General features: G+C 62.1%; 22 protein-coding genes. 8 read left to right on the forward strand and 14 right to left on the reverse strand.

From position 1 onward, the window contains the following. Positions 1-71: 71 nt before the first annotated feature. A complete protein-coding gene (locus EJ576_RS26645; RefSeq protein ID WP_126571509.1) occupies positions 72-1,238 on the forward strand; it encodes a GGDEF domain-containing protein in 1,167 nt (388 codons plus the stop codon). On the opposite strand, the gene EJ576_RS26650 is transcribed toward EJ576_RS26645, so the two are convergent. Together EJ576_RS26650 and EJ576_RS26655 are read right to left on the reverse strand one after the other, a co-directional pair. Beyond that, positions 1,235-1,669, reverse strand: coding sequence for an MAPEG family protein (locus EJ576_RS26650; protein ID WP_126571510.1), 435 nt, complete (start codon positions 1,667-1,669; stop codon positions 1,235-1,237). The genes EJ576_RS26645 and EJ576_RS26650 overlap by 4 nt on opposite strands. After that, on the reverse strand, positions 1,662-1,967 hold the full coding sequence (locus tag EJ576_RS26655; RefSeq protein ID WP_126571511.1) for a DUF2834 domain-containing protein: 306 nt from the start codon (positions 1,965-1,967) through the stop codon (positions 1,662-1,664). Before EJ576_RS26655 ends, EJ576_RS26650 begins: the two co-directional genes overlap by 8 nt. An 83-nt stretch (positions 1,968-2,050) precedes the next feature. Between EJ576_RS26655 and EJ576_RS26660 the strand changes: the two genes are divergently transcribed. Both EJ576_RS26660 and EJ576_RS26665 read left to right on the forward strand, forming a co-directional pair. Then, positions 2,051-2,839 carry a helix-turn-helix domain-containing protein gene (locus tag EJ576_RS26660; RefSeq protein WP_126571512.1) on the forward strand — a complete coding sequence of 263 codons (789 nt, stop codon included), beginning with the start codon at positions 2,051-2,053 and terminating at the stop codon, positions 2,837-2,839. A gap of 54 nt (positions 2,840-2,893) precedes the next feature. Next, on the forward strand, positions 2,894-4,603 hold the full coding sequence (locus EJ576_RS26665; protein ID WP_122727380.1) for an amidase: 1,710 nt from the start codon (positions 2,894-2,896) through the stop codon (positions 4,601-4,603). A 51-nt stretch (positions 4,604-4,654) separates the two neighbouring features. Here the strand turns inward: EJ576_RS26665 and EJ576_RS29720 are convergent, their stop codons facing one another. Further along, entirely contained in the window at positions 4,655-4,801 is a 147-nt protein-coding gene (locus EJ576_RS29720) for a hypothetical protein (protein ID WP_158628962.1), read from the reverse strand. Beyond that, positions 4,798-5,016, reverse strand: coding sequence for a DUF6434 domain-containing protein (locus EJ576_RS26675; protein ID WP_078048701.1), 219 nt, complete (start codon positions 5,014-5,016; stop codon positions 4,798-4,800). The genes EJ576_RS29720 and EJ576_RS26675 overlap by 4 nt, the downstream gene beginning before the upstream one ends. Before the next feature lie 247 nt (positions 5,017-5,263). Here EJ576_RS26675 and EJ576_RS26680 point away from each other — a divergent pair, with 247 nt between their 5' ends. Then, positions 5,264-5,695, forward strand: a complete 432-nt coding sequence (locus EJ576_RS26680) for a nuclear transport factor 2 family protein (protein ID WP_034104888.1) — start codon at positions 5,264-5,266, stop codon at positions 5,693-5,695. A gap of 28 nt (positions 5,696-5,723) precedes the next feature. Here EJ576_RS26680 and EJ576_RS26685 read toward each other — a convergent pair whose 3' ends face one another. After that, complete coding sequence (locus tag EJ576_RS26685; protein WP_126571513.1) at positions 5,724-7,049, reverse strand: PLP-dependent aminotransferase family protein; 1,326 nt, start codon at positions 7,047-7,049, stop codon at positions 5,724-5,726. 90 nt (positions 7,050-7,139) lie between these two features. On the opposite strand from EJ576_RS26685, the gene EJ576_RS26690 reads away from it, so the two are divergent. Beyond that, positions 7,140-8,030, forward strand: a complete 891-nt coding sequence (locus tag EJ576_RS26690) for a DMT family transporter (RefSeq protein ID WP_126571514.1) — start codon at positions 7,140-7,142, stop codon at positions 8,028-8,030. Here EJ576_RS26690 and EJ576_RS26695 read toward each other — a convergent pair. Next, entirely contained in the window at positions 8,027-8,581 is a 555-nt protein-coding gene (locus EJ576_RS26695; protein WP_028616365.1) for a YceI family protein, read from the reverse strand. The genes EJ576_RS26690 and EJ576_RS26695 overlap by 4 nt on opposite strands. A 135-nt stretch (positions 8,582-8,716) precedes the next feature. On the opposite strand from EJ576_RS26695, the gene EJ576_RS26700 reads away from it, so the two are divergent. Continuing rightward, a complete protein-coding gene (locus EJ576_RS26700) occupies positions 8,717-9,211 on the forward strand; it encodes a PaaI family thioesterase (RefSeq protein WP_126571515.1) in 495 nt (164 codons plus the stop codon). 43 nt (positions 9,212-9,254) lie between these two features. Continuing rightward, complete coding sequence (gene yghX / locus EJ576_RS26705; protein ID WP_068932815.1) at positions 9,255-10,142, forward strand: YghX family hydrolase; 888 nt, start codon at positions 9,255-9,257, stop codon at positions 10,140-10,142. Here yghX and EJ576_RS26710 read toward each other — a convergent pair. Next, positions 10,139-11,014 carry a LysR family transcriptional regulator gene (locus EJ576_RS26710; RefSeq protein WP_028616368.1) on the reverse strand — a complete coding sequence of 292 codons (876 nt, stop codon included), beginning with the start codon at positions 11,012-11,014 and terminating at the stop codon, positions 10,139-10,141. The genes yghX and EJ576_RS26710 overlap by 4 nt on opposite strands. 128 nt (positions 11,015-11,142) lie before the next feature. Between EJ576_RS26710 and ampC the strand changes: the two genes are divergently transcribed. Further along, on the forward strand, positions 11,143-12,297 hold the full coding sequence (gene ampC, locus EJ576_RS26715) for a class C beta-lactamase (RefSeq protein WP_126571516.1): 1,155 nt from the start codon (positions 11,143-11,145) through the stop codon (positions 12,295-12,297). A gap of 133 nt (positions 12,298-12,430) precedes the next feature. Here ampC and dctM read toward each other — a convergent pair whose 3' ends face one another. The 7 genes from dctM to EJ576_RS26755 form a co-directional block, all read right to left on the reverse strand. Beyond that, positions 12,431-13,711, reverse strand: coding sequence for a C4-dicarboxylate TRAP transporter large permease protein DctM (gene dctM / locus EJ576_RS26720; RefSeq protein ID WP_068932811.1), 1,281 nt, complete (start codon positions 13,709-13,711; stop codon positions 12,431-12,433). Further along, the gene (locus EJ576_RS26725) at positions 13,711-14,343 is read right to left on the reverse strand and encodes a TRAP transporter small permease (protein ID WP_068932808.1); all 633 of its coding nucleotides are present in this window, start codon (positions 14,341-14,343) and stop codon (positions 13,711-13,713) included. Before EJ576_RS26725 ends, dctM begins: the two co-directional genes overlap by 1 nt. A gap of 175 nt (positions 14,344-14,518) precedes the next feature. Continuing rightward, a complete protein-coding gene (locus EJ576_RS26735) occupies positions 14,519-15,502 on the reverse strand; it encodes a TRAP transporter substrate-binding protein (protein ID WP_126571517.1) in 984 nt (327 codons plus the stop codon). Positions 15,503-15,604: 102 nt separating this feature from the next. Continuing rightward, positions 15,605-16,420: a CoA ester lyase gene (locus EJ576_RS26740; protein ID WP_126571518.1), complete on the reverse strand. Its 816-nt coding sequence runs from the start codon at positions 16,418-16,420 to the stop codon at positions 15,605-15,607. 18 nt (positions 16,421-16,438) lie between these two features. After that, a complete protein-coding gene (locus EJ576_RS26745; RefSeq protein WP_126571519.1) occupies positions 16,439-17,632 on the reverse strand; it encodes a CaiB/BaiF CoA-transferase family protein in 1,194 nt (397 codons plus the stop codon). A 9-nt stretch (positions 17,633-17,641) separates the two neighbouring features. Then, positions 17,642-18,991 (reverse strand): MmgE/PrpD family protein, encoded by a 1,350-nt coding sequence (locus EJ576_RS26750; protein WP_126571520.1) that lies wholly within the window; start codon positions 18,989-18,991, stop codon positions 17,642-17,644. 10 nt (positions 18,992-19,001) lie between these two features. Next, positions 19,002-20,165 (reverse strand): acyl-CoA dehydrogenase family protein, encoded by a 1,164-nt coding sequence (locus EJ576_RS26755; protein WP_126571521.1) that lies wholly within the window; start codon positions 20,163-20,165, stop codon positions 19,002-19,004. Between the last annotated feature and the right edge of the window lie 7 nt (positions 20,166-20,172).

Below are 20,172 nucleotides of genomic sequence, written 5' to 3' on the forward strand. Positions count from 1 at the left end.
AGCCTCCGAAAACCTCGCGCGAACGCTTACAATCGCGGTTTTCAACGCAACCCTGGCAGACCCGGCAGCACATGACGCTCGACCCTCCTACGATTTTGGCACTCACCGTTGCCCTGGCAGCCGCTGCCGCCCTGTACCTGGCCGTTGAATGGCGCAGCGTGCGCGAACCTTCGCTGCTGTGCTGGAGCGCCGGTTTTGCCACCATCAGCATCGGCTCCACCCTCGCCCTACTGCGCATCAACGGCTATTTGATGATCGGCATCTGGTTCGCCAACGGCTTGCTGGTGACCGCGCATTTCCTGTTCTTGCTCGGTGTGGCGCGATTCACGCAAACACGCTTGTCGCCCGTGTGGCTGCTGATGCTGGTGGCCTGGTTTTGCATGCTGATGCTGCCGAGCGACCCCTCATGGTCTAAAGCCATGCTGGCGGTACAGTCGCTGTTGGTGGCGTTGCCGACCCTGCGCGCCAGCTTTTTACTGCGGCCCCATGGCAAATCCCTGAGCATCGGCGCCGTGCAACTACGCTATGTGCTGTTGATCCACGGCGCGTTTTATGTGGCCAAGGCGCTGTCGGTGCTGATCCCCGGCACCTTGATCGACCTCGCCGCGTTCAAGGGCGAGATCATCCAGATTTCCCTGGTGGAAGGCGCCATGGCGATCATGCTGATCGCGTTGTCGATGACCGGCTCCGAACGCTACCGACGCGAACAACAGATTGCCCGCCTCGCCGCCCGCGACCCACTGACCGCCCTGTACAACCGCCGCGCCCTCGACCTGCGCGCACCGCGCCTGCTGGCCCAGGTCTCGCCGGCGCAACCCGGCGCGTTGCTGCTGATCGACATCGACAACTTCAAGTCGGTCAACGACCTCTACGGCCACACCGCCGGCGACCGTTTGCTGATCGCCTTGAGCGAGATGATTCGCAGCGTGGTGCCCCAGGGAGCATTGGCCGCACGCCTGGGCGGGGATGAGTTCGTGATCCTGCTGAACCCGGCGTCCACCGAGCAGATCGTCGAACTGGGCAGCAGCCTGCGCGACCAGTTCCAAAAGCTGGCCGCGCAGACCTTCACCACGCCGGCGCCGGTAACCCTGAGCATCGGCGCCAACCTGTTCGACCAGCCGCCACCGAGCCTCACGGCGTTGATCGAGCAAGGCGACACCACGCTGTATGAAACCAAGCGTGGCGGGCGCGATAGCATCCGGTTGGTGGATAGAACGGGAACCGCACCCTATTGTTAAGTGGAAATCACCATCAGCCTGGCAACCACAGTGGCGCCCTGCCCGAGCAGGCAGATTGCGCCCAGCCCATACGCGAGCGTCCGCCAGGGCTGGCACCCCACCAGATACATCACCGTATGCGCAACCCGTGCAAGGGTAAAACAGACACATAACCCTGCCGTCACAGCGCCGCTCGCCCCCAACGCAATACACAGCCCGCCCAACACGAAAAACAGTGGAATACTCTCCAAGTCGTTCGCCCAGGCCTTGGTCGCCCTCACCACTTGCGGCAGTTCCGCTGAATGCGCAGCACGCTTGAAGAACGCTGCATCCTCCAGGTTGGTAAACGCCTGGCGCCGTATCCGAAAGACCCCCTGATAACAGGAAATCGCAAACATCTTCAGGCACAGCACCAGCACACAGAGCGCATAAACCTGCAAAAGATCACTCATCGCGCACCCCATTTACCACCAAATAAAGCAACGGCCCCACCGACACAAACACTGCCGTCAGCACAAAATACGGCAGCAACGAAACCACCGAGCGCCCGCGCCGTCGTGCGTCCTGGTACATCCACACACACGCCAGCACCGCCATCAAATACAGGTCGATCACCACCTGCGCGGTGTCCGGCCGTGACATCAGTTCGCGGCCAAAGGCCCACAGCGACTGTTCGGCTGTCAGCATCGTCGCCAGGGTGTAGAACGAAAATCCCAGCAAACCGGCCAGGGCGATAAAGCGACTGCTCATGGTCTCTTCCTTGAAGTGATGGAAGCCCACGTTAGTGATAAGGTTCGGACCCTCGCAATGACCTCGGAGGTCATGATTCCGCCATGGACAACCTTGTTACTGCCGGCGAACAGCTGCGCCAATTGCGCCGGCACGCCAAGCTGAGCCAACTCGACCTGGCCCTGATCACCGGCATTTCCCAGCGTCACCTCAGTTGCATCGAGACCGGTCGCGCCAAACCAGGCACCGCCACATTGCATAATCTGTTGACGGCACTGGAGGCACCGCTGGAGCAGTGCAACCGCGTATTCCTCGCCGCCGGCTATGCGCCGCGCTACACCGCCACCCCACTCGCCTCACCCGCCATGACGGCGATCCGCGAAGCCGTCAGCCATGTGCTGCACGCCAACAATCCGGCCCCTGCCATCCTGTTGGGCAGTCAGTGGGAAGTGCTGGCGGCGAATGCCAGTACCGGCCTGCTGTTTGAATTAGTGGGCATCCGAGCGGATGCCGCCGAGGGCGTGAACTTGCTGACGACGCTGCTGCAGCCGGGCGGCCTGGGCGATCACCTGATCAATGCCGAGGAGATCCGCGCCCTGGCCTGGCAGCGCGCCACCCGTGAAGCGCTGGGCAATCCCGAACTGGCCGCATTACTGGCGAGTTTGCCGACACCGGCCAACACCGAACTGCCCGCGCACATGCCGCCGCTGGTACTGACCCGCGTGCGCTCACGCCAGGGTGAACTGAGCTTTTTGTCCACCTTCACCACGTTTGGCATGCCCCAGGACATCACCCTCACCTCCCTGCGGATCGAACATCTGATTCCCGCTGACGAGGCCACCTGGCAGGTGATGCGCGGCGCCTATGCGGAGTATGCGGCGCTGGTTTTGTGAAATATCTGTACGTAGACTGCCGCCATACCCCCACTTGAAGGCGGCGAAAAAAACGTGATGCAAGTTACCGAAGTCTCCATTGCCCAATTGCGCGCTGCGCTTGAATCCGGCCAGACCACGGCGGTTGAACTGGTCAAGGCCTACCTGGCGCGGATCGAGGCCTATGACGGCCCGCAGACCGTCACCGCCTTGAACGCCGTGGTGGTGCGCAACCCCGACGCCCTGAAAGAAGCCGAGGCGTCCGATGCACGCCGGGCCAAAGGCGAAACCTTGGGGCCATTGGATGGCATTCCTTACACCGCCAAAGACAGCTACCTGGTCAAGGGCCTGACCGCCGCCTCCGGCAGCCCGGCGTTTGCCCATCTGGTCGCCCAGCGTGATGCATTCACCATCGAACGCCTGCGCGGCGGCGGCGCCATCTGCCTGGGCAAGACCAACATGCCGCCGATGGCCAATGGCGGCATGCAGCGTGGTGTGTATGGCCGGGCGGAAAGCCCGTATAACGCCGACTACCTGACGGCGCCGTTTGCCTCCGGTTCGTCCAACGGTGCCGGCACCGCGACGGCGGCCAGTTTTGCCGCGTTTGGCGTGGCCGAAGAAACCTGGTCCAGCGGACGCGGCCCGGCGTCCAACAATGGCCTGTGCGCCTACACCCCGTCCCGTGGGGTGATTTCGGTGCGCGGCAACTGGCCGCTCACACCGACCATGGACGTGGTAGTGCCTTACGCCCGCACCATGGCAGACCTGTTGGAAGTGCTCGATGTGGTGGTGGCCGAAGACCCGGACACCCGTGGCGACCTGTGGCGTTTGCAGCCGTGGGTGCCGATCCCGAGCGTCGCCTCGGTTCGCCCGGCGTCCTACGCTGAACTGGCCGTGAGCTCCGAATCCCTCGCCGGCAAACGCTTTGGCGTGCCGCGCATGTACATCAACGCCGACCCTGACGCCGGCACCAGTGAAAAACCCGGCATCGGCGGTCCTACCGGGCAGAAGATCAACACCCGCGCCAGCGTGATCGACCTGTGGAACGACGCGCGCCAGGCGCTGGTTGCGGCCGGCGCCGAAGTCATCGACGTGGACTTCCCGCTGGTGTCCAACTGCGAAGGCGACCGCCCTGGCGCACCCACCGTGTTCACCCGTGGACTGGTCTCCAAGGAGTTCCTCCACGATGAACTGTGGGAACTGTCGGCCTGGGCCTTCGATGATTTCCTGCGCGCCAACAACGACCCTGCCCTCAACCGCCTGGCGGATGTGGACGGGCCGAAGATCTTCCCCCACGACCCCGGCACTCTGCCCAACCGTGAGGACGATTTGGCCGCCGGCATGGACGAATACGTGCGCATGGCCGAACGCGGCATCACGCCGTGGAACGAGATCAGCACGGTCCCCGATGGCCTGCGCGGTTTGGAACAGACCCGCCGCATCGACCTGGAAGACTGGATGGACACGCTCGGTCTCGACGCCGTGTTGTTCCCGACCGTGGCTGACGTAGGCCCGGCGGATGCTGACGTGAATGAAGCGTCGGCTGACATCGCCTGGAGCAACGGCGTGTGGGTCGCCAACGGTAACCTCGCGATTCGCCACCTCGGCGTGCCGACCGTCACCGTGCCGATGGGCGTGATGGCGGATATCGGCATGCCGGTGGGGCTGACGTTTGCCGGGCGGGCGTATGACGATTCGGCGTTGCTGCGGTTTGCTTCGGCCTATGAAGCCACCGGCAGCAAACGCCTGATTCCACCGCGCACACCCCCGCTGGCAGCTGACTAAACACCCTCCCTGTAGGAGCCAGCTTGCCGGCTCCTACAGTTGGATCGCGTGTCACTTCAAGCGCTGTGGGCGACGGCAATCATATCGATCTCCACTGCCGCCGACTTCGGCAGTTGCATCACCCCCACCGACTTTGAATTCATCCAGCGGATAGCCGAGACGTTGCTGGGCGGCCTGGTATTTTTCGTCGGGTGTCATGGGCGTGAATCCTCGTTTCGGCGTTGCCACTCATCCACCACGTCGCCCAGGGTCTTGGGCACCTCGTTGCGGATCCAGGCCATGAACGGCCGGTCGAATTTAAACCCTGGGCCGCAGTGTTCACGCATGAAGCGGCGGACGTTTTGAGTGTTTTTGTAGTGTGGGGTTACCGGAGTGGCGCGGGTGAGTGTGTCGCTGTGCCAGTCAAAATCCATTTTGTCTCTCGGGCAGTGTCAGGTTTCGGCAGTAGCATAGCGATGTGCTACTTGCACAGGAAGCGAGGCATGATGAGATCAGTGTGTTGGGACATCGTATAAGTTTGCGTTTGTTTTATAACGCCTTAAAGCCTAATCTTTTCAAGATATTTCGAAATTTCACTTTCCTTCCCCACCCGAAATACTGCATGGTTGTACGACGACTTGAGCTGTCGTGCCAGCCCCCAACAACAATAAGGAAACACCCATGCAAAACGTCAAAGTGCTGATCGGATTTCTGTGCCTGTTCAGCGGTTATGTCGCAGCCGCGCCTGCCCCTGCCGAAAAGGATGTGGCACAAGCGGTCGACCAACTGACCCAAGCCATGCTGCACCTGGACCTCAAGCAACTTCACGCGTTGACGGCCGACAAACTCACCTACGGCCACTCTAGCGGCAAGGTGCAGAACAAAGACCAATTCATCGCTGACCTGGAAACCCATACCAGCGCCTTCAAGACCCTGGAAATGCAGAACCAGACCATCACCCTGCAAGGCGACACCGCGCTGGTACGCAACCACTTCCATGCCCTGGCCGTGAACAGCGGCGTTGAAGTGCCTACCGACATCGACAACTTCCAGGTCTGGCAGAAGCAGAAAGGCAAATGGCTGCTGATCGGGCGTCAGGCTTACAAGTACTGATGCCCAGCGGTGAGCCGCTGAAACCGGCTCACCACGCCACCACCTTGCGCACTTTGAGCAACGCTTCGCGCAGTGCCGACATTGGCACCGACCCCAAGGCCAACCGCAACGCATGCGGGACGTGTCCCGAGACGGCAAACGGCTCGGCGGTGGACACTGAAATATTGTCGCGCTGCAAGGTCATGGCGACCTGATCGGCCCGGGCGTCTTCCGCCAACGGCAACCATAGAAAATACGACGAGGGATGGCTGATGGTGGTCAGCCCTTTGAACACCTGAGCGGCCAAAGCCTGGCGTGCCTGGGCGTCCTCGCGCTTTTGCGCCTCAAGCTGTGCCACGGTGCCATCCTCCAGCCATGCCACCGCCATGGCGCTCATCACGCCGGGTACATTCCAGGTGGTGGCCATGAGGGTGCGCTCCAGCGTCTTTACCCATTCCATCGGCGCCGCGACAAACCCCACGCGTAGGCCCGTCGCCACACTTTTTGACAGCCCACCCACATACACCGTGCGTTCCGGCGCCAGCGTCGCCACCGGGGGCGGTGGGTCTTCAGCGAGGAACGCGTAGGCCGCGTCTTCGATGATCATCAGATTGTGCTGACGGGCGATGGACACCAGCCGTTCGCGTTGGGCCAGATCCATCACCCAACCGAGGGGATTGTGCAGGGTCGGCATGCTGTATACGGCGCGCACCGGGCGCTTGCGACACAGGTTTTGCAAGGCTTCCAGGTCCGGGCCGGTCGGCATCACCGGGATCGCGAGAATTTCCAGGTGCAGGGTTTCGGCCAGTACCTTGAAGCCCGAGTAGGTCAACGCATCGACCGCAATCACGTCACCGGGTTTGAGCAACGCCATCATCGTTACCGCCAGGCCATGTTGGGCGCCACTGACCAGCAGCACTTGGTCGGGCTCCACGGTAAGCCCACGGTTCAATAAGTGCCGCGCAAAGGCCGCGCGCTCATGCAGACGGCCGGCATGGGGCTGGTAACGCAACAGCGCTTCAAGGTCGCCGGACAGCGCCAGTTGGCGCAATGCTGTGCGCAACAGGTCTGCCTGGCCCGGCAACGAGGGATAGTTGAAATTGAGGTCGAGCATGCCCGCCGTCACCGTCATCTGACCACTGCCCTGCCCTGGCGGCAACGAGATTTCGCGCACGAAGGTGCCACGCCCGGGTTCGCCGCTGACCAGGCCCATGGCCTCAAGCTCGGTGTACACGCGGCTGGCGGTGACCAGTGCCAGGCCATGCTCGGCGGCCAATTGACGATGCGTCGGCAGACGCGTGCCAGGCGGCATTTGGCCGCTGCGGATGGCTCCAGCAAAGGTGTCGACCAAGGACTTGTAGCGGGCGCGCGGCATTGGGATGTATCCATGACAATTTTTTGATTGTCTTAATGCTCGCCCCTAGGATGGCCCGAACGCAACCCCTCCTGCTTCGGGCACTCCCTCATGGAACGTACATCCCCTCTCAACACCCTGGACACCAGTACCCAGGGCTGGATCAACGGTTTTATCGGCGTGGTGATTTTCAGCGGTTCATTGCCCGCCACACGATTGGCCGTGATGGAATTCGACCCAGTGTTTCTCACCATGGTCCGTGCCGCGATCGCCGCCGTCCTCGGCGTGTCTTTGCTGTGGCTATTCAAGGAAAAACGCCCCGCGCGCAATCAGTGGGTGCCGCTGGCGATTGTCGCCCTTGGCGTGGTGATTGGCTTCCCCTTGCTCACCGCCCTGGCGTTGCAATACGTGACCTCGGCCCACTCCATCGTATTCATCGGCCTGCTGCCCCTCGCCACCGCCGTGTTTGGCGTGTTGCGCGGCGGCGAGCGACCGCGGCCGGTGTTCTGGCTGTTCTCGGTGCTGGGCAGTGTGCTGGTGATGGGTTATGCCGTCGCCCAAGGCTTGAGCGCCGTACCGGCCGGCGATCTGCTGATGCTGCTGGCAGTGCTGGTGTGCGGCCTGGGTTACGCCGAAGGCGCCAAGCTGTCGCGCAGCCTGGGCGGTTGGCAGGTGATCTGCTGGGCGCTGGTGGTGTCGATGCCGGTGGTGGTGCCGTTGAGCCTGATGCTTGCGCCGTCGAGTTTCCGCGGCATCAGTCTGCCCGCCTGGTTGAGCCTGGCTTATGTGTCACTGTTCAGCATGCTGATCGGCTTTGTGTTCTGGTATCGCGGCCTGGCCCAGGGTGGCATTGCCGCCGTCGGCCAGTTGCAGTTGCTGCAACCATTTTTCGGCCTGGCGCTGGCGGCAGGCCTGCTGCATGAGCAGGTCAGCCTGGGCATGGTGCTGGTGACGGTCGCGGTGATCGGCTGCGTGGCCGGCGCAAAGAAGTTCGCGCGTTAACGCTGCGGCGCGACCATCTTGAACTTGATGTTGATGTCATTGGATACCACGCTGTTGCCGGCCCACTCACCCTCGCCGATCTTGAAGTCGCCACGTTTGAGGACGAACTCACCGTCGAACACGCCAATGCCGCTCTGCTCCTTGAGCACCACGTCCACGTCCACCGGGCGCGTGGTGCCCTTGATGGTCAGATTGCCGCTGATCGTGTAGCGGTTGTCGCCCAAGGCTTTGACGCCGGTGGATTCGTACACGCCCACCGGAAACGTCGCGGTATCAAACCAGGACGCGCGTTGCAGCTCGCCGTTGGCGTCCGGGCTGCCCGCGTCGATACTGGCCAGCTGGATCTTGAGCAAGGCATGCCCGGCCTCCGGTTTTTGCGTGTCGAAGGTCAAGGCGCCTTCAAACTCGCTGAACGTGCCATACACCCGCTGCCCCAATTGCTTGTAGGTGAAGCTGATCTGGCTGGCGGTGCGGTTGACGTCCTTGTACTCCACCGCCTGGGCGCTGGCACCATAAGCAAGGATCAAGGCCAGTACGGCGACCGGAGACATAAGACGTTTCATGCAACGCTCCGCTAGAGGTAAGGACACAGGTACTGAGCTAACACGCCACACCAGGGATTTATTCCCATCCGGCGCCTGTCCTGCTAAACAGAGTAGTCGCACACGCACATATAAGGACTCTGCATGCACGCCCCTTCACTCCAGGACATTACCGCGCCGGAAGGCATCTGCTACGGCTGCGGCGGCAGCAACCCCCATGGCCTGCATATCAAGAGCCGCTGGGACGCGGACGGCATCCACCTCGTCGCCGAGCACCTGCCCGAAGCCCACTACAGCGGCTGGCCCGACCTGGTCTACGGCGGCCTGATCGCCATGCTGGTGGACTGCCACTCCAACTGGACCGCCATGGCCTACCACTACCGCGCCGAAGGGCGCGAACCCGGCAGTCTGCCGCGCATCGACTGCGTCACCGGCAACCTGGGGATCAAATTCATCAAGCCGACGCCCATGGGCATCACCCTCACCCTGCGCGCGCGGGTCGACGGTGACGTGGGACGCAAGACCCACGTGATCTGCGAGGTGTACGCCGGTGACGTACTGACCGCCATCGGCGATTCGATCTTCGTGCGCGTCGACACCGGTCAATTGGCCGCCGTCGCCCATGGTCGCGAGGGCTGATCCTGGGCTACATTGACCGCCACCGCTAATCGAGGATGCACCGATGACTCGTCTGACCGCGAAAGACTTTGCCCCCGAACTGCTGGAACTCTACGACGGCTATGCCCACGGCAAGATCAACCGCCGCGAATTCCTCGACCGCGCTGCGCTGTTCACCTTTGGCGGCCTCACCGCTTCGGCCTTGCTGGCGGCCCTGAGCCCCAACTACGCGCTGGCCGAACAAGTGAAATTCACCGACCCGGACATCGTCGCCGACTACATCACCTACCCCTCGCCCAAAGGCAACGGCACGGTGCGCGGCTATCTGGTGCGCCCAGCCAAAGCCACGGGCAAGCTGCCAGCGGTGGTGGTAGTCCACGAAAACCGCGGCCTCAACCCCTACATCGAAGACGTCGCCCGGCGCCTGGCCAAGGCCGGCTTCATCGCCCTGGCCCCGGATGGCCTGACCTCGGTGGGCGGTTACCCCGGCAACGATGAAAAAGGCGTGGCCCTGCAACAGACCGTCGACCCGACCAAGCTGATGAACGACTTCTTCGCCGCCATCGAATGGCTGATGCACCACGACAGCAGCACGGGCAAGGTCGGAATTACCGGCTTCTGTTATGGCGGCGGCGTGACCAACGCGGCAGCGGTGGCCTACCCGGAACTGGGCGCGGCCGTGTCGTTTTATGGGCGCCAGCCGCAAGCCAAGGACGTGCCCCGGATCAAGGCGCCGATCATGTTGCATTTCGGTGAGCTGGATACGCGGATCAACGAGGGTTGGCCGGCGTATGAGCAGGCGCTCAAGGCCGCCGGCACCACGTATGAGGCGTATATCTACAAGGGCGCCAACCACGGATTCCATAATGATTCGACGCCACGCTATGACGAGGCGGCGGCGAATCTGGCGTGGGAAAGAACGTTGGGTTGGTTCAACAAGTACCTGGTTTAAGCGTTTACGCTTTCACACATCCACCTTTTAAACGCCAGCATCGCTGGCGTTTCAGCGCGCGACTGCAAACGCGTCAACCAATAGCTGCCCGTGCTAATGCCGACGTCGAAGGGCTGGCGGATCACGTCGCTCTCCAGTTGCCGCGAAAACATCATCGCCGGCGCCAGTGCCACTCCGATCCCTTGCAAGGCGGCTTCCATCATCGCCAACGAAGAATCGAACACGATGCTGCGCGGCACTAAAGTATCAGCGGGTAGACCGGCGGCCTGAAACCACAGGTTCCATTCATCGGTGCGATAGGAGCGCAGCAAGGTGTGTTTGAGCAAGTCTTCCGGTGCGTGCAGTTGCTCGGCCAATGGCGGCACGCAGAGTACGGTGAGAGGCGCTGCCAGTAGCTCACAGGCGTCGGTGCCGTGCCAGGCACCCGCGCCGAAGCGGATCGCATAATCCAGGCCTTCGGCCGCCACGTCGACACGGTTGTTGTGGGTGGACAGGCGCAGGTCGATAAACGGGTAACGCGCCTGAAACTCGGGCAGCCGTGGCAGCAACCAGCCCACAGCAAAGGTGCCGACCGCGCCCACTGTGAGCACTTCACGGTAATGCCCGCCTTCGAATTGGCTCAAGGTCTGGGCGATGCGGTCAAACGAGTCGCGCACCACCGGCAACAGGGTTTCGCCTTCGCTGGTGAGCATCAGGCCACGGGGCAGGCGCTTGAACAAGGTCACGTTCAACTGCGTTTCCAGGCTTTTGACTTGATGGCTGACCGCCGCCTGGGTCACGCATAACTCGATGGCGGCGCGGGTAAAACTCAAATGCCGGGCCGAGGCTTCAAAGGCACGCAGGGCATTGAGGGGAAGATGGGAGCGCAGCATGCTTGACCCCAATTAATCTAATGGCAGGTGCGAGATATCATCGTTTGCCCAACGCCCGCGAACTGCCTACATTGGCCACGCCCGCGCAGGCTCTTCATTCAATCGATCACTCTCATGGAAGCGATATCATGCCTCAACTCTCCCTGTCCGGAGTGCGTAACTTGGGCGCCCTGGCGTTATTTCTCGCCACCGGCCACTGCCTGGCCGCCGACGACCTGCGCGCCGTAGTGGACGCCAGCGTCAAGCCGCTGATGCAGCAACAGTCTATTCCAGGTCTGGTTATCGGTGTCGTCAAGGACGGCAAGGCGCAATACTTTAACTACGGCGTTGCCAGTAAAGACGCCAAACAGCCTGTCAGTGAGAACACCCTGTTTGAAATCGGCTCGGTCAGCAAGACCTTCACCGCCACCCTCGCCGGCTATGCCGTGGCGAGCGGCAAACTGACCCTCACCGACCCGGCCAGCCAGTACCTGCCAGCGTTGCGCGGCGGCAAGTTCGACCACATCAGCCTACTCAACCTGGGCACCTACACCGCCGGTGGCCTGCCGCTGCAATTTCCCCGCGCGGCGGACAACACCCAGCACATGATCAGCTACTTCCAGCAGTGGAAACCCGACTTCGCCCCGGGTACCCAACGCCTGTATTCCAACCCGAGCCTGGGCCTGTTCGGCTACCTGGCGGCGCAGAGCCTGAAGCAGCCGTTTGATCAACTGATGGAGAAAACCCTGATCCCGAAACTGGGGCTCAAACACACCTTCGTCACTGTTCCCAAGAGCCAGATGAACCTGTACGCCCAGGGCTATGGCAAGGACGGAAAACCCGTGCGAGTCGGCCCCGGCGCGATGGACAGCGAGGCCTATGGCATCAAGACCAGCGCTTCGGACCTGGTGCATTACGTAGAGGTCAATATGCGCCCGGCGACACTGGACCCAGTGCTGCAACAAGCCATCACCACCACACACACCGGCTACTACACTGTCGAGGGCATGACCCAGGGGCTGGGCTGGGAGATGTACCCTTACCCGATCAAGCTGGACGCCCTGGTGGAGGGCAACTCGACAAAAATGGCGGTGGAACCGCATCCGGTGAACTGGCTGACCCCGCCACAAGCGCCGCAGGCCGACACGCTGGTGAACAAAACCGGCTCGACCAATGGGTTCGGTGCGTATGTGGCGTATGTGCCGAGCAAGGGGATGGGGGTAGTGATCCTGGCCAACAAGAACTACCCGAACGGGGAGCGAGTGAAAGTGGCCCATGCGATCTTGAGTGCGCTGGACCATTAAAAGACCCAACACAATCAATGTGGGAGCCGGGCTTGCCCGCGATGAGGGAGTGTCAGCCGGTAAATTTGGCAACTGACACAACGCCATCGCGGGCAAGCCCGGCTCCCACAGGGTATTACAGGGTAATTGGGATCTACATACCGAGCCAGTGCGGCAGTGCAAGGGAAATGAATGGCAAGTACGTGACCATGATCAGGAACACCAACAAGATCATCAGCCACGGCAACGCCGCCCGGATGGTCTGCCCCAGGGTCAGCCCGGTCACCGCCGAGGTCACAAACAGGTTCAACCCCACCGGCGGATGAACCAGGCCAATCTCCATGTTCACCACCATCACGATGCCCAGGTGAATCGGGTCAATGCCCAGCTTCATGGCAATCGGGAAGAAGATTGGCGCCAGGATCAGCACGATGGCTGACGGCTCCATGAAACTGCCGGCAATCAGCAACACCACGTTAACCATGATCAAAAAGCCAATCGGCGTCAGACCTTCAGACAGCACCCACGCAGTGATTTCCTGGGGAATCTGTTCGGTGGTCAGCACATGGGCAAAGAGCATGGCGTTAGCGATGATGAACATCAGCATGATCGCCAGGCGCCCGGATTCCAGCAGCACCTTGGGGCAATCGCGCAGCTTCATATCTTTGTAGACGAACAGCGCGACAAACGCCGAGTACACCGCCGCCACCGCTGCGGCTTCGGTCGGGGTGAACATGCCGCTGTAGATGCCGCCGAGGATGATCACCAACAGCAACAGGCCCCAAAACGCACGGCGCGCGCAGGTCAGCCACTCGCGCAAGGTCGCACGTGGTTGGGCCGGCAGCTTCTTGATGCGCGCCACAATGTAGATCGCGATCATCAGCATCAGGCCCAGCAACAACCCTGGAATCACGCCGGCCATGAACAGCTTGCCGACCGAGGTTTCAGTGGCCGCCGAATACACCACCATCACAATCGACGGCGGTATCAGAATGCCCAAGGTGCCGGCGTTACAGATGATCCCGGCGCCAAACTCCTTCGGGTAACCGGAACGCACCATGCCGGCCACGGCAATCGAGCCCACCGCCGCCACCGTTGCCGGAGACGAACCGGACAGCGCGGCAAACAACATGCACGCCAGCACCGCCGCAATCGCCAGGCCACCACGGATGTGGCCAACACAAGCGTTGGCAAAGTCGATCAGGCGTTGCGCCACGCCGCCGGTAGTCATGAACGCACCGGAGAGCAGGAAGAACGGAATCGCCAGGAAGGTATAGGCGTCGGAGGTCTCAAACAGCTTGATCGCCAGGGAGCTCACCGAGTCCTGGCTGAACATCAGGATCGACACGGCGCCGGACAGGCCCAGGGAAATCGCGATCGGCACGCCGAGGAACATGAACACGAACAACAACAGGAATAGACAGAGCACGGCCATCAGTGACGCTCCTCATGGCTGCCGGCCAATTTACTGGCCTCACCAGCCTCGTCGGCCAGCCCCAACCCGACCTGACGGTGGGTAAAGATGCGGTAGAAAATCTCCAGGTAGCGGATGAACACCATGGCAAAACCGATGGGCACGATGATCACGATATCGCCCACATCGATACCGTACTGATCGAGGTCCTCGGCGCCGATATGCGCGCCCATCACGGCACTCACCCACTTGTAGCTGGCGACCATGAACAGCCCGGCGTAGGCCAGGCAGCACAGGCAGGCGAGCATGCCGAGCACGCGTTGCACCGGGCGCTTGGTCAACTTCACCAGTGCATCCACGCCAAGGTGGCCGGCAGTGCGCACGCCATAGGAAATACCGAAGAAGATCAGCCAGCCGAACATGGCCTTGGTCAGCGCAACGCTCCAGGTCATGTCCTGGGCCCAGGTCATGGTGTGATCACCCAGGGCATTGAAGAAGTTGCTGCTGAAGGCCCACTTGTCAGCCAGGGCAAAAAACAGCGTGTAGATGTTGTTGAGCATGACGTAGACGAATGTCACCAGGGTCATGGCGGCCAGCAGGAAGGCGATAAAACCTTCCTCCAGGTGCTCCCAGACGCGCCTTAGCGTTTGCATGGCAAAACCTCGCGAAACTAGACGGGGGTATTCACAACAAGTCACTGACGAAACCGGATCAATGTGGGAGCTGGCTTGCCTGCGATGCGGGCGACTCGGTCTTTCAGGAACACCGAGGCGGTGCCATCGCGGGCAAGCCCGCTCCCACAGGAGTCGGGTTTGTTTCAGCAATCGATCACTGGTTGGACGCGTCGGCGGCCTTGATCAGGTCAGCCCCGATCTCACCCTCGAACTTCTGCCACACCGGGCGCATGGCTTCGCGCCACAGCTGGCGTTGCTCCGGGGTCAGTTCGATGATTTCGCTGGTCTTGGAATCGACGATCTTCTGCTTGGCTGACTGGTTCAGCGCTTCGGCCTGCTTGTTCACCTCGACGGTAACCTCGACCATGATCTGCTCCAGCGCGCTGCGGATGTCCGGTGGCAGGCCGTTCCAGAACTTGGCGTTGGTGATCACCATGTAGTCGATCAGGCCATGGTTGGACTCGGTGAAGTATTTCTGCACCTCGTTGACCTTCTGGCTTTCATAGTTCGACCAAGTGTTCTCGGTGCCATTCACGGTGCCGGTCTGCAGGCCCTGATACACCTCGGCAAAACTCATCTTGCGCGGGTTGGCGCGGATCGCCTTGAACTGCTCTTCCAACACGCTTGAAGCCTGCACACGGAATTTCAGGCCACGGGCGTCCTTGGGCTCATGCAGCGCCTTGTTCGACGAGAGTTGCTTGAGACCGTTGTGCCAATAGGCCAGGCCGAGGATGTTCTTGTCCTGCATGGAGGTCAGCAGTTCCTTGCCCTGGGCGGCCTGGAAACGGTCGACGGCGGCCAGGTCGTTGAACAGGAACGGCAGGTCGTAGATCTGCACTTGCTTGGTGTACTGCTCGAACTTGGCCAGGGACGGTGCCAGCATCTGCACGTCGCCCAGCAGCAGCGCTTCCATTTCCTTGCCGTCGCCGAACAGCGACGAGTTCGGGTACACCTCGACCTTGACCTTACCGGGCAGGCGTTCTTCCGCGAGCTTCTTGAACAGCAGCGCGCCCTGGCCCTTGGGGGTGTTTTCGGCGACCACGTGGGCGAACTTGATGACAATCGGGTCTGCCGCCTGGGCCAGGCCCGCGGCAAACAAGGTGGCGGCGCACAGCAGCGCCCGGGAAAGCTTGAGCATGGGAAATCACCTTCTTATTGTTGTGTTGTAGGGCAAGGTGCCTGATGTCACGCGTGTAGTGAATTTCGATTTTTTGATACCTGCGTTCGGTCTGGACGAACGCTAGATCTGAGCCGCCAACAGCCGTTGCGCGCGCAGCAACACCGGCGCATCCACCATCTGCCCATCGATCTGATAGGCCCCTGCCCCATGGGCGCCGGCATCCACCACGCGCTGGGCCCAGGCCAGGTCTTCGGCGCTTGGCGCCAGGGCTTGGTGAATCACCGCCACCTGCTTGGGGTGGATACACAGCGCCCCGGCAAACCCCATCTCATAGGCATGCCGGATCGAGCGGCGCAGACCTTCAGGGTCATCGATGGCCGGGTGCACGCCATCCAGCGGTGCGACCAGGCCGGCGGCACGGGAATGCACGATCAGCGCCAGGCGCGCCTGGTCCAGGGCGAACTGGGCGACCGCAGAATTGCTGCTCAGGTTCAAGTCCAGCGCCAGGTCCAACCCGCCGAATGACAGGCGCTCCACCTGCGGTGCATGGGCGATTTCGGCCACCGCCAACAAACCCCGCGCACTCTCGATAATCGGCCAGATGAGTTTGCCGGTGGCCGCCACCACGGCGACCTGGGCTGCGCTTTCGACCTTCGGCAACAGGACGCCCGCCACATTCGGATGCGCCTTGCAGAACGCCACATCCTCAAAATGCTCGGCATGTTCCGGCGCGTTGATCCGCACCCACACCTGGGCGGCGGGGTTGGCCGTCAAAAACGCCCCAAGGTTATCCCGTGCCTGGCGCTTGAGCGGCTCTTCCACCGCATCCTCGAAATCCACGATCACCGCGTCGGCACCGCTGGCCAAGGCTTTGGAAAATCGCTCCGGTCGGCTACCGGGTACAAACAACGCCGAACGAACCAAGGGCTTAGGCATTTGTTGAATTCCTTATTGTTAGATAACACCGCGCGTGCGCAGGCCGTCGATGGCGTCTGCGGCGTAACCGAGCCTTTCAAGAATGCCTTGGCTGTGCTGCCCCAAACCTGGAACAGCGTCCATGCGCGGGGTGAACGCGCCATTGCGTGCCGGCGGCAGCAGCGACGGCAACGGCCCCGCCGGGCTATCGACTTCGCGCCAACTGTCCCGCGCCTTGAGCTGCGGATGGTCCCACACGCCTTGCATATCGTTGACCCGGGCGCTGGCGATCTGCGCGTCTTCCAGGCGCAGGATCACCGCCTCCGCATCCAACTGCGCGAAGCTCTCGACGATGATCTGGCGCAGCACGTCGCGATTGGCCGAGCGCTTGAAGTTGGCGGAGAAACGCTCGTCGGTCGCCAATGCCGGCGTGAGCAACACCTTGTCGCAGAACGCCGCCCATTCGCGCTCGTTTTGCAGGCCGAGCATCACGGTGCCGCCGTCGCCGGTGGGAAACGGTCCATAGGGATAGATCGTCGAATGCGCCGCACCGGCGCGCGGTGGCTGCGGCGCACCGGCGAACGCGTAGTACATCGGGTAGCCCATCCATTCCACCAGGCTTTCCAGCATGCTCACGTCGATGCGGCTGCCCTTTCCCGTCTTGCCGCGCAGCAGCAGCGCCGAGAGGATGCCGCTGTAGGCGTACATGCCCGCCGAGATATCGGCGATGGAGCAACCGGCCTTGGCCATCTGGTCTTCACCGGGGCCACCGGTCACCGATAGAAAGCCACCTTCGCTCTGGATCAGCAGGTCGTAGGCCTTTTTCTTTTCATACGGCCCACCTTCGCCATAGCCCGAAATATCGCAGACGATCAGGCGCGGGAAGCGCGCATGCAATGCCTCGAACGACAGGCCCATGCGCGCAGCGGCGCCGGGCGCCAGGTTCTGCACCAGTACATCGGCATCAGCCAGCAGGGCGTCGAGAATATCGCCGGCCTCGTCCTGCTTGAGGTCCAGGGTCAGGCTTTCCTTGGAGCGGTTGGTCCACACGAAGTGTGAAGCCAGGCCGCGCACGCGCTCGTCGTAGCCACGGGCAAAATCGCCGGCACCGGGGCGCTCGACCTTGATCACGCGAGCGCCCAGGTCGGCCAGTTGACGGGTGCAGAACGGCGCGGCAATCGCGTGTTCCAGGCTGACAACGGTGATGCCGTCCAGCGGTCTTGGGTTAGTCATGACAGTTCCTCAAAGCCAGTCGGCCATGGATGCGGCGTTGCGCAGGTCCCAGACCTTGTCGATCAGGGCATTGGCCTGGGCCGGTGTGCGGGCGTTGCTGAATTGGCTGAGGCGCTGGAGTTTATCGGCCAGCTCCGCACGGCTCAGGGTGTTACCCGGATCGCCCTTGGGCTCGTCGATGGCGCCGTGCAGCGTGCGGCCATCCAGCGTGGTGACGGTAACGCGACCGAGCCAGCGCTGCGGGTAAGCGCGGTCGACTTCGGCGTCGAGGGTCATGCTGACCTTGTCGCGCAAAGCCGAGACGGCGGGATCAGTCAACGCCAGCTCATGGAACTCGGTGAGCCCGGCCTTGCCATGCACGGCGATCAGGCCCAACACGGTGCCCATGGAGAACTTGGCCTGGTGCACACTGGTCGGTACTTTCACGCGGCCCAGTACATCGATGGCGCCCTGGTGCACCCGGGTTTTCACGTGGGCGATCTGTTCGGCCTGCAGGCCTTCGCGCTGCATCAAATCCAACAGCGCATCGGCGGCCGGATGGGTATGGCGGCATGAGGCGTGGAACTTGAACGAGGTTTCCAGCAACGCCCAGCGACTGCCGAGATCGGCAGACAATCTGGCCGGCTCGGCATCACTGGACATACCGGCAGCCAAACCTTGATCGCCTTCAAGAATATTGCGCGCGCCGGTCAGCCCATCCGCCGTCAGGTAAGCGGCGAGCAAACCGTCCGCTGCGGCTTTCGCCGTGTGCAGTTGCTTGGAATCGGCGGCATCACGCAGGAACTCCCACAAGCCGGCCGCCTGGGTGCCCGCGCTGCCGAGCAGGTTGATGAATTGCTCTTCGTTGAAATCCAGCAACTTGCCTACGGCTACCGCCGCCGCCAACGTGCCGACGGTGGCCGTGGTGTGGAAGATGCGGTAGTGGGAACGGCCCATGAATTCGCCGATGCGGATACCCGCTTCATAACCGGCCACCGAGGCCAGCAGCAAATCGCGACCGGACTTGCCGAGGTCCTGGGCGGCCGCCAGCGCGGCCGGAAACACCACGGTCGCCGGGTGCAGGACGGAGCTGTTGTGCAGGTCGTCCTGCTCTACCAGATGGGATGAAGCCGCGTTGACCAGCGCGGCGAAATACGCGCTGGTGCTGCCGCCATTGACGATCACCTGCGCCGGGCCGCTGCTCGGGCCCATTTTCTGCGCGTAACGCTCGAACAACGGAATCGGGTGCGCGCCCTGGCTCGCCAGCGCCGAGGCCAACCAGTCCAGGTACAAATCTTCGGCGCGCGCCAGGACCTCTTCCGGCAGTTGCGTGTAATCCAGTTCGGCCAGGAACCGACACAACGCTTGGGTATGGCTCATGGTCAGGCCCTCAGAAGCTGCGTGGCAGTTCGAGCAAATGCTCGGCCACGTAGGACAGGATCAAGTTGGTGGAGATCGGCGCCACCTGGTACAGGCGCGTCTCGCGGAATTTGCGCTCCACGTCGTATTCGCAGGCAAACCCGAAACCGCCATGGGTTTGCAGGCAGGCGTTGGCCGCCTCCCAGGACGCCTTGGCCGCCAGGTACTTGGCCATGTTGGCACTGGCCCCGGCATTGGCGCCGCTGTCGTATTCCTCACAGGCGCGCCAACGCATTAAGTCGGCCGCCTCGATCTCGATATGCGCTTCGGCAATCGGGAACTGCACGCCCTGGTTCTGCCCGATGGGCCGGCCAAACACCACGCGATCACGGGCATAGGCGCTGGCCTTTTCGATAAACCAGCGGCCATCACCGATGCATTCGGCGGCGATCAGCGTGCGCTCGGCGTTGAGGCCGTCGAGGATGTACTTAAAGCCCTTGCCCTCTTCACCAATGAGGCTGTCCAGCGGCAACTCCAGGTTGTCGAAGAACAGCTCGTTGGTTTCGTGGTTGACCATATTGGCGATGGGCTGCACGGTCAGACCGTTGCCGATGGCTTCGCGCAGATCCACCAGAAAAATCGACATGCCCTCGGACTTTTTCTTCACCTCGGCCAATGGCGTGGTGCGCGCCAGCAGGATCATCAGGTCGGAATGCTGGACCCGCGAGATCCATACCTTCTGGCCGTTGATCACATACTTGTCGCCACGCTTGATCGCCGTGGTCTTGATCTTGGTGGTGTCGGTTCCGGTGGTGGGCTCGGTCACGCCCATGGATTGCAGGCGCAATTCGCCGCTGGCGAGCTTGGGCAGGTAGAAGCGTTTCTGTGCGTCGCTGCCGTGCCGCAGCAAGGTGAACATGTTGTACATCTGGCCGTGCACGGTGCCGGAGTTGCCGCCGCAGCGGTTCACTTCTTCAAGGATCACTGAGGCTTCAGCCAGGCCTAGTCCGGAGCCGCCGTATTCTTCGGGGATCATCGCCGACAGCCAGCCAGCGTCGGTCAGCGCCTTGACGAAGGCTTCGGGGAAACCCTTTTCCTCGTCAATCCTGCGCCAGTAAGGGGCATCGAATTCAGCGCACAAGGCGCGCACGCCTTCGCGGATGGCATTGAGTTCTTCATTGTCATTCGGGTTCATTAAAGGC

The organism is Pseudomonas sp. C 49-2 (genome assembly GCF_003970195.1).
GTDB lineage: Bacteria > Pseudomonadota > Gammaproteobacteria > Pseudomonadales > Pseudomonadaceae > Aquipseudomonas > Aquipseudomonas canadensis.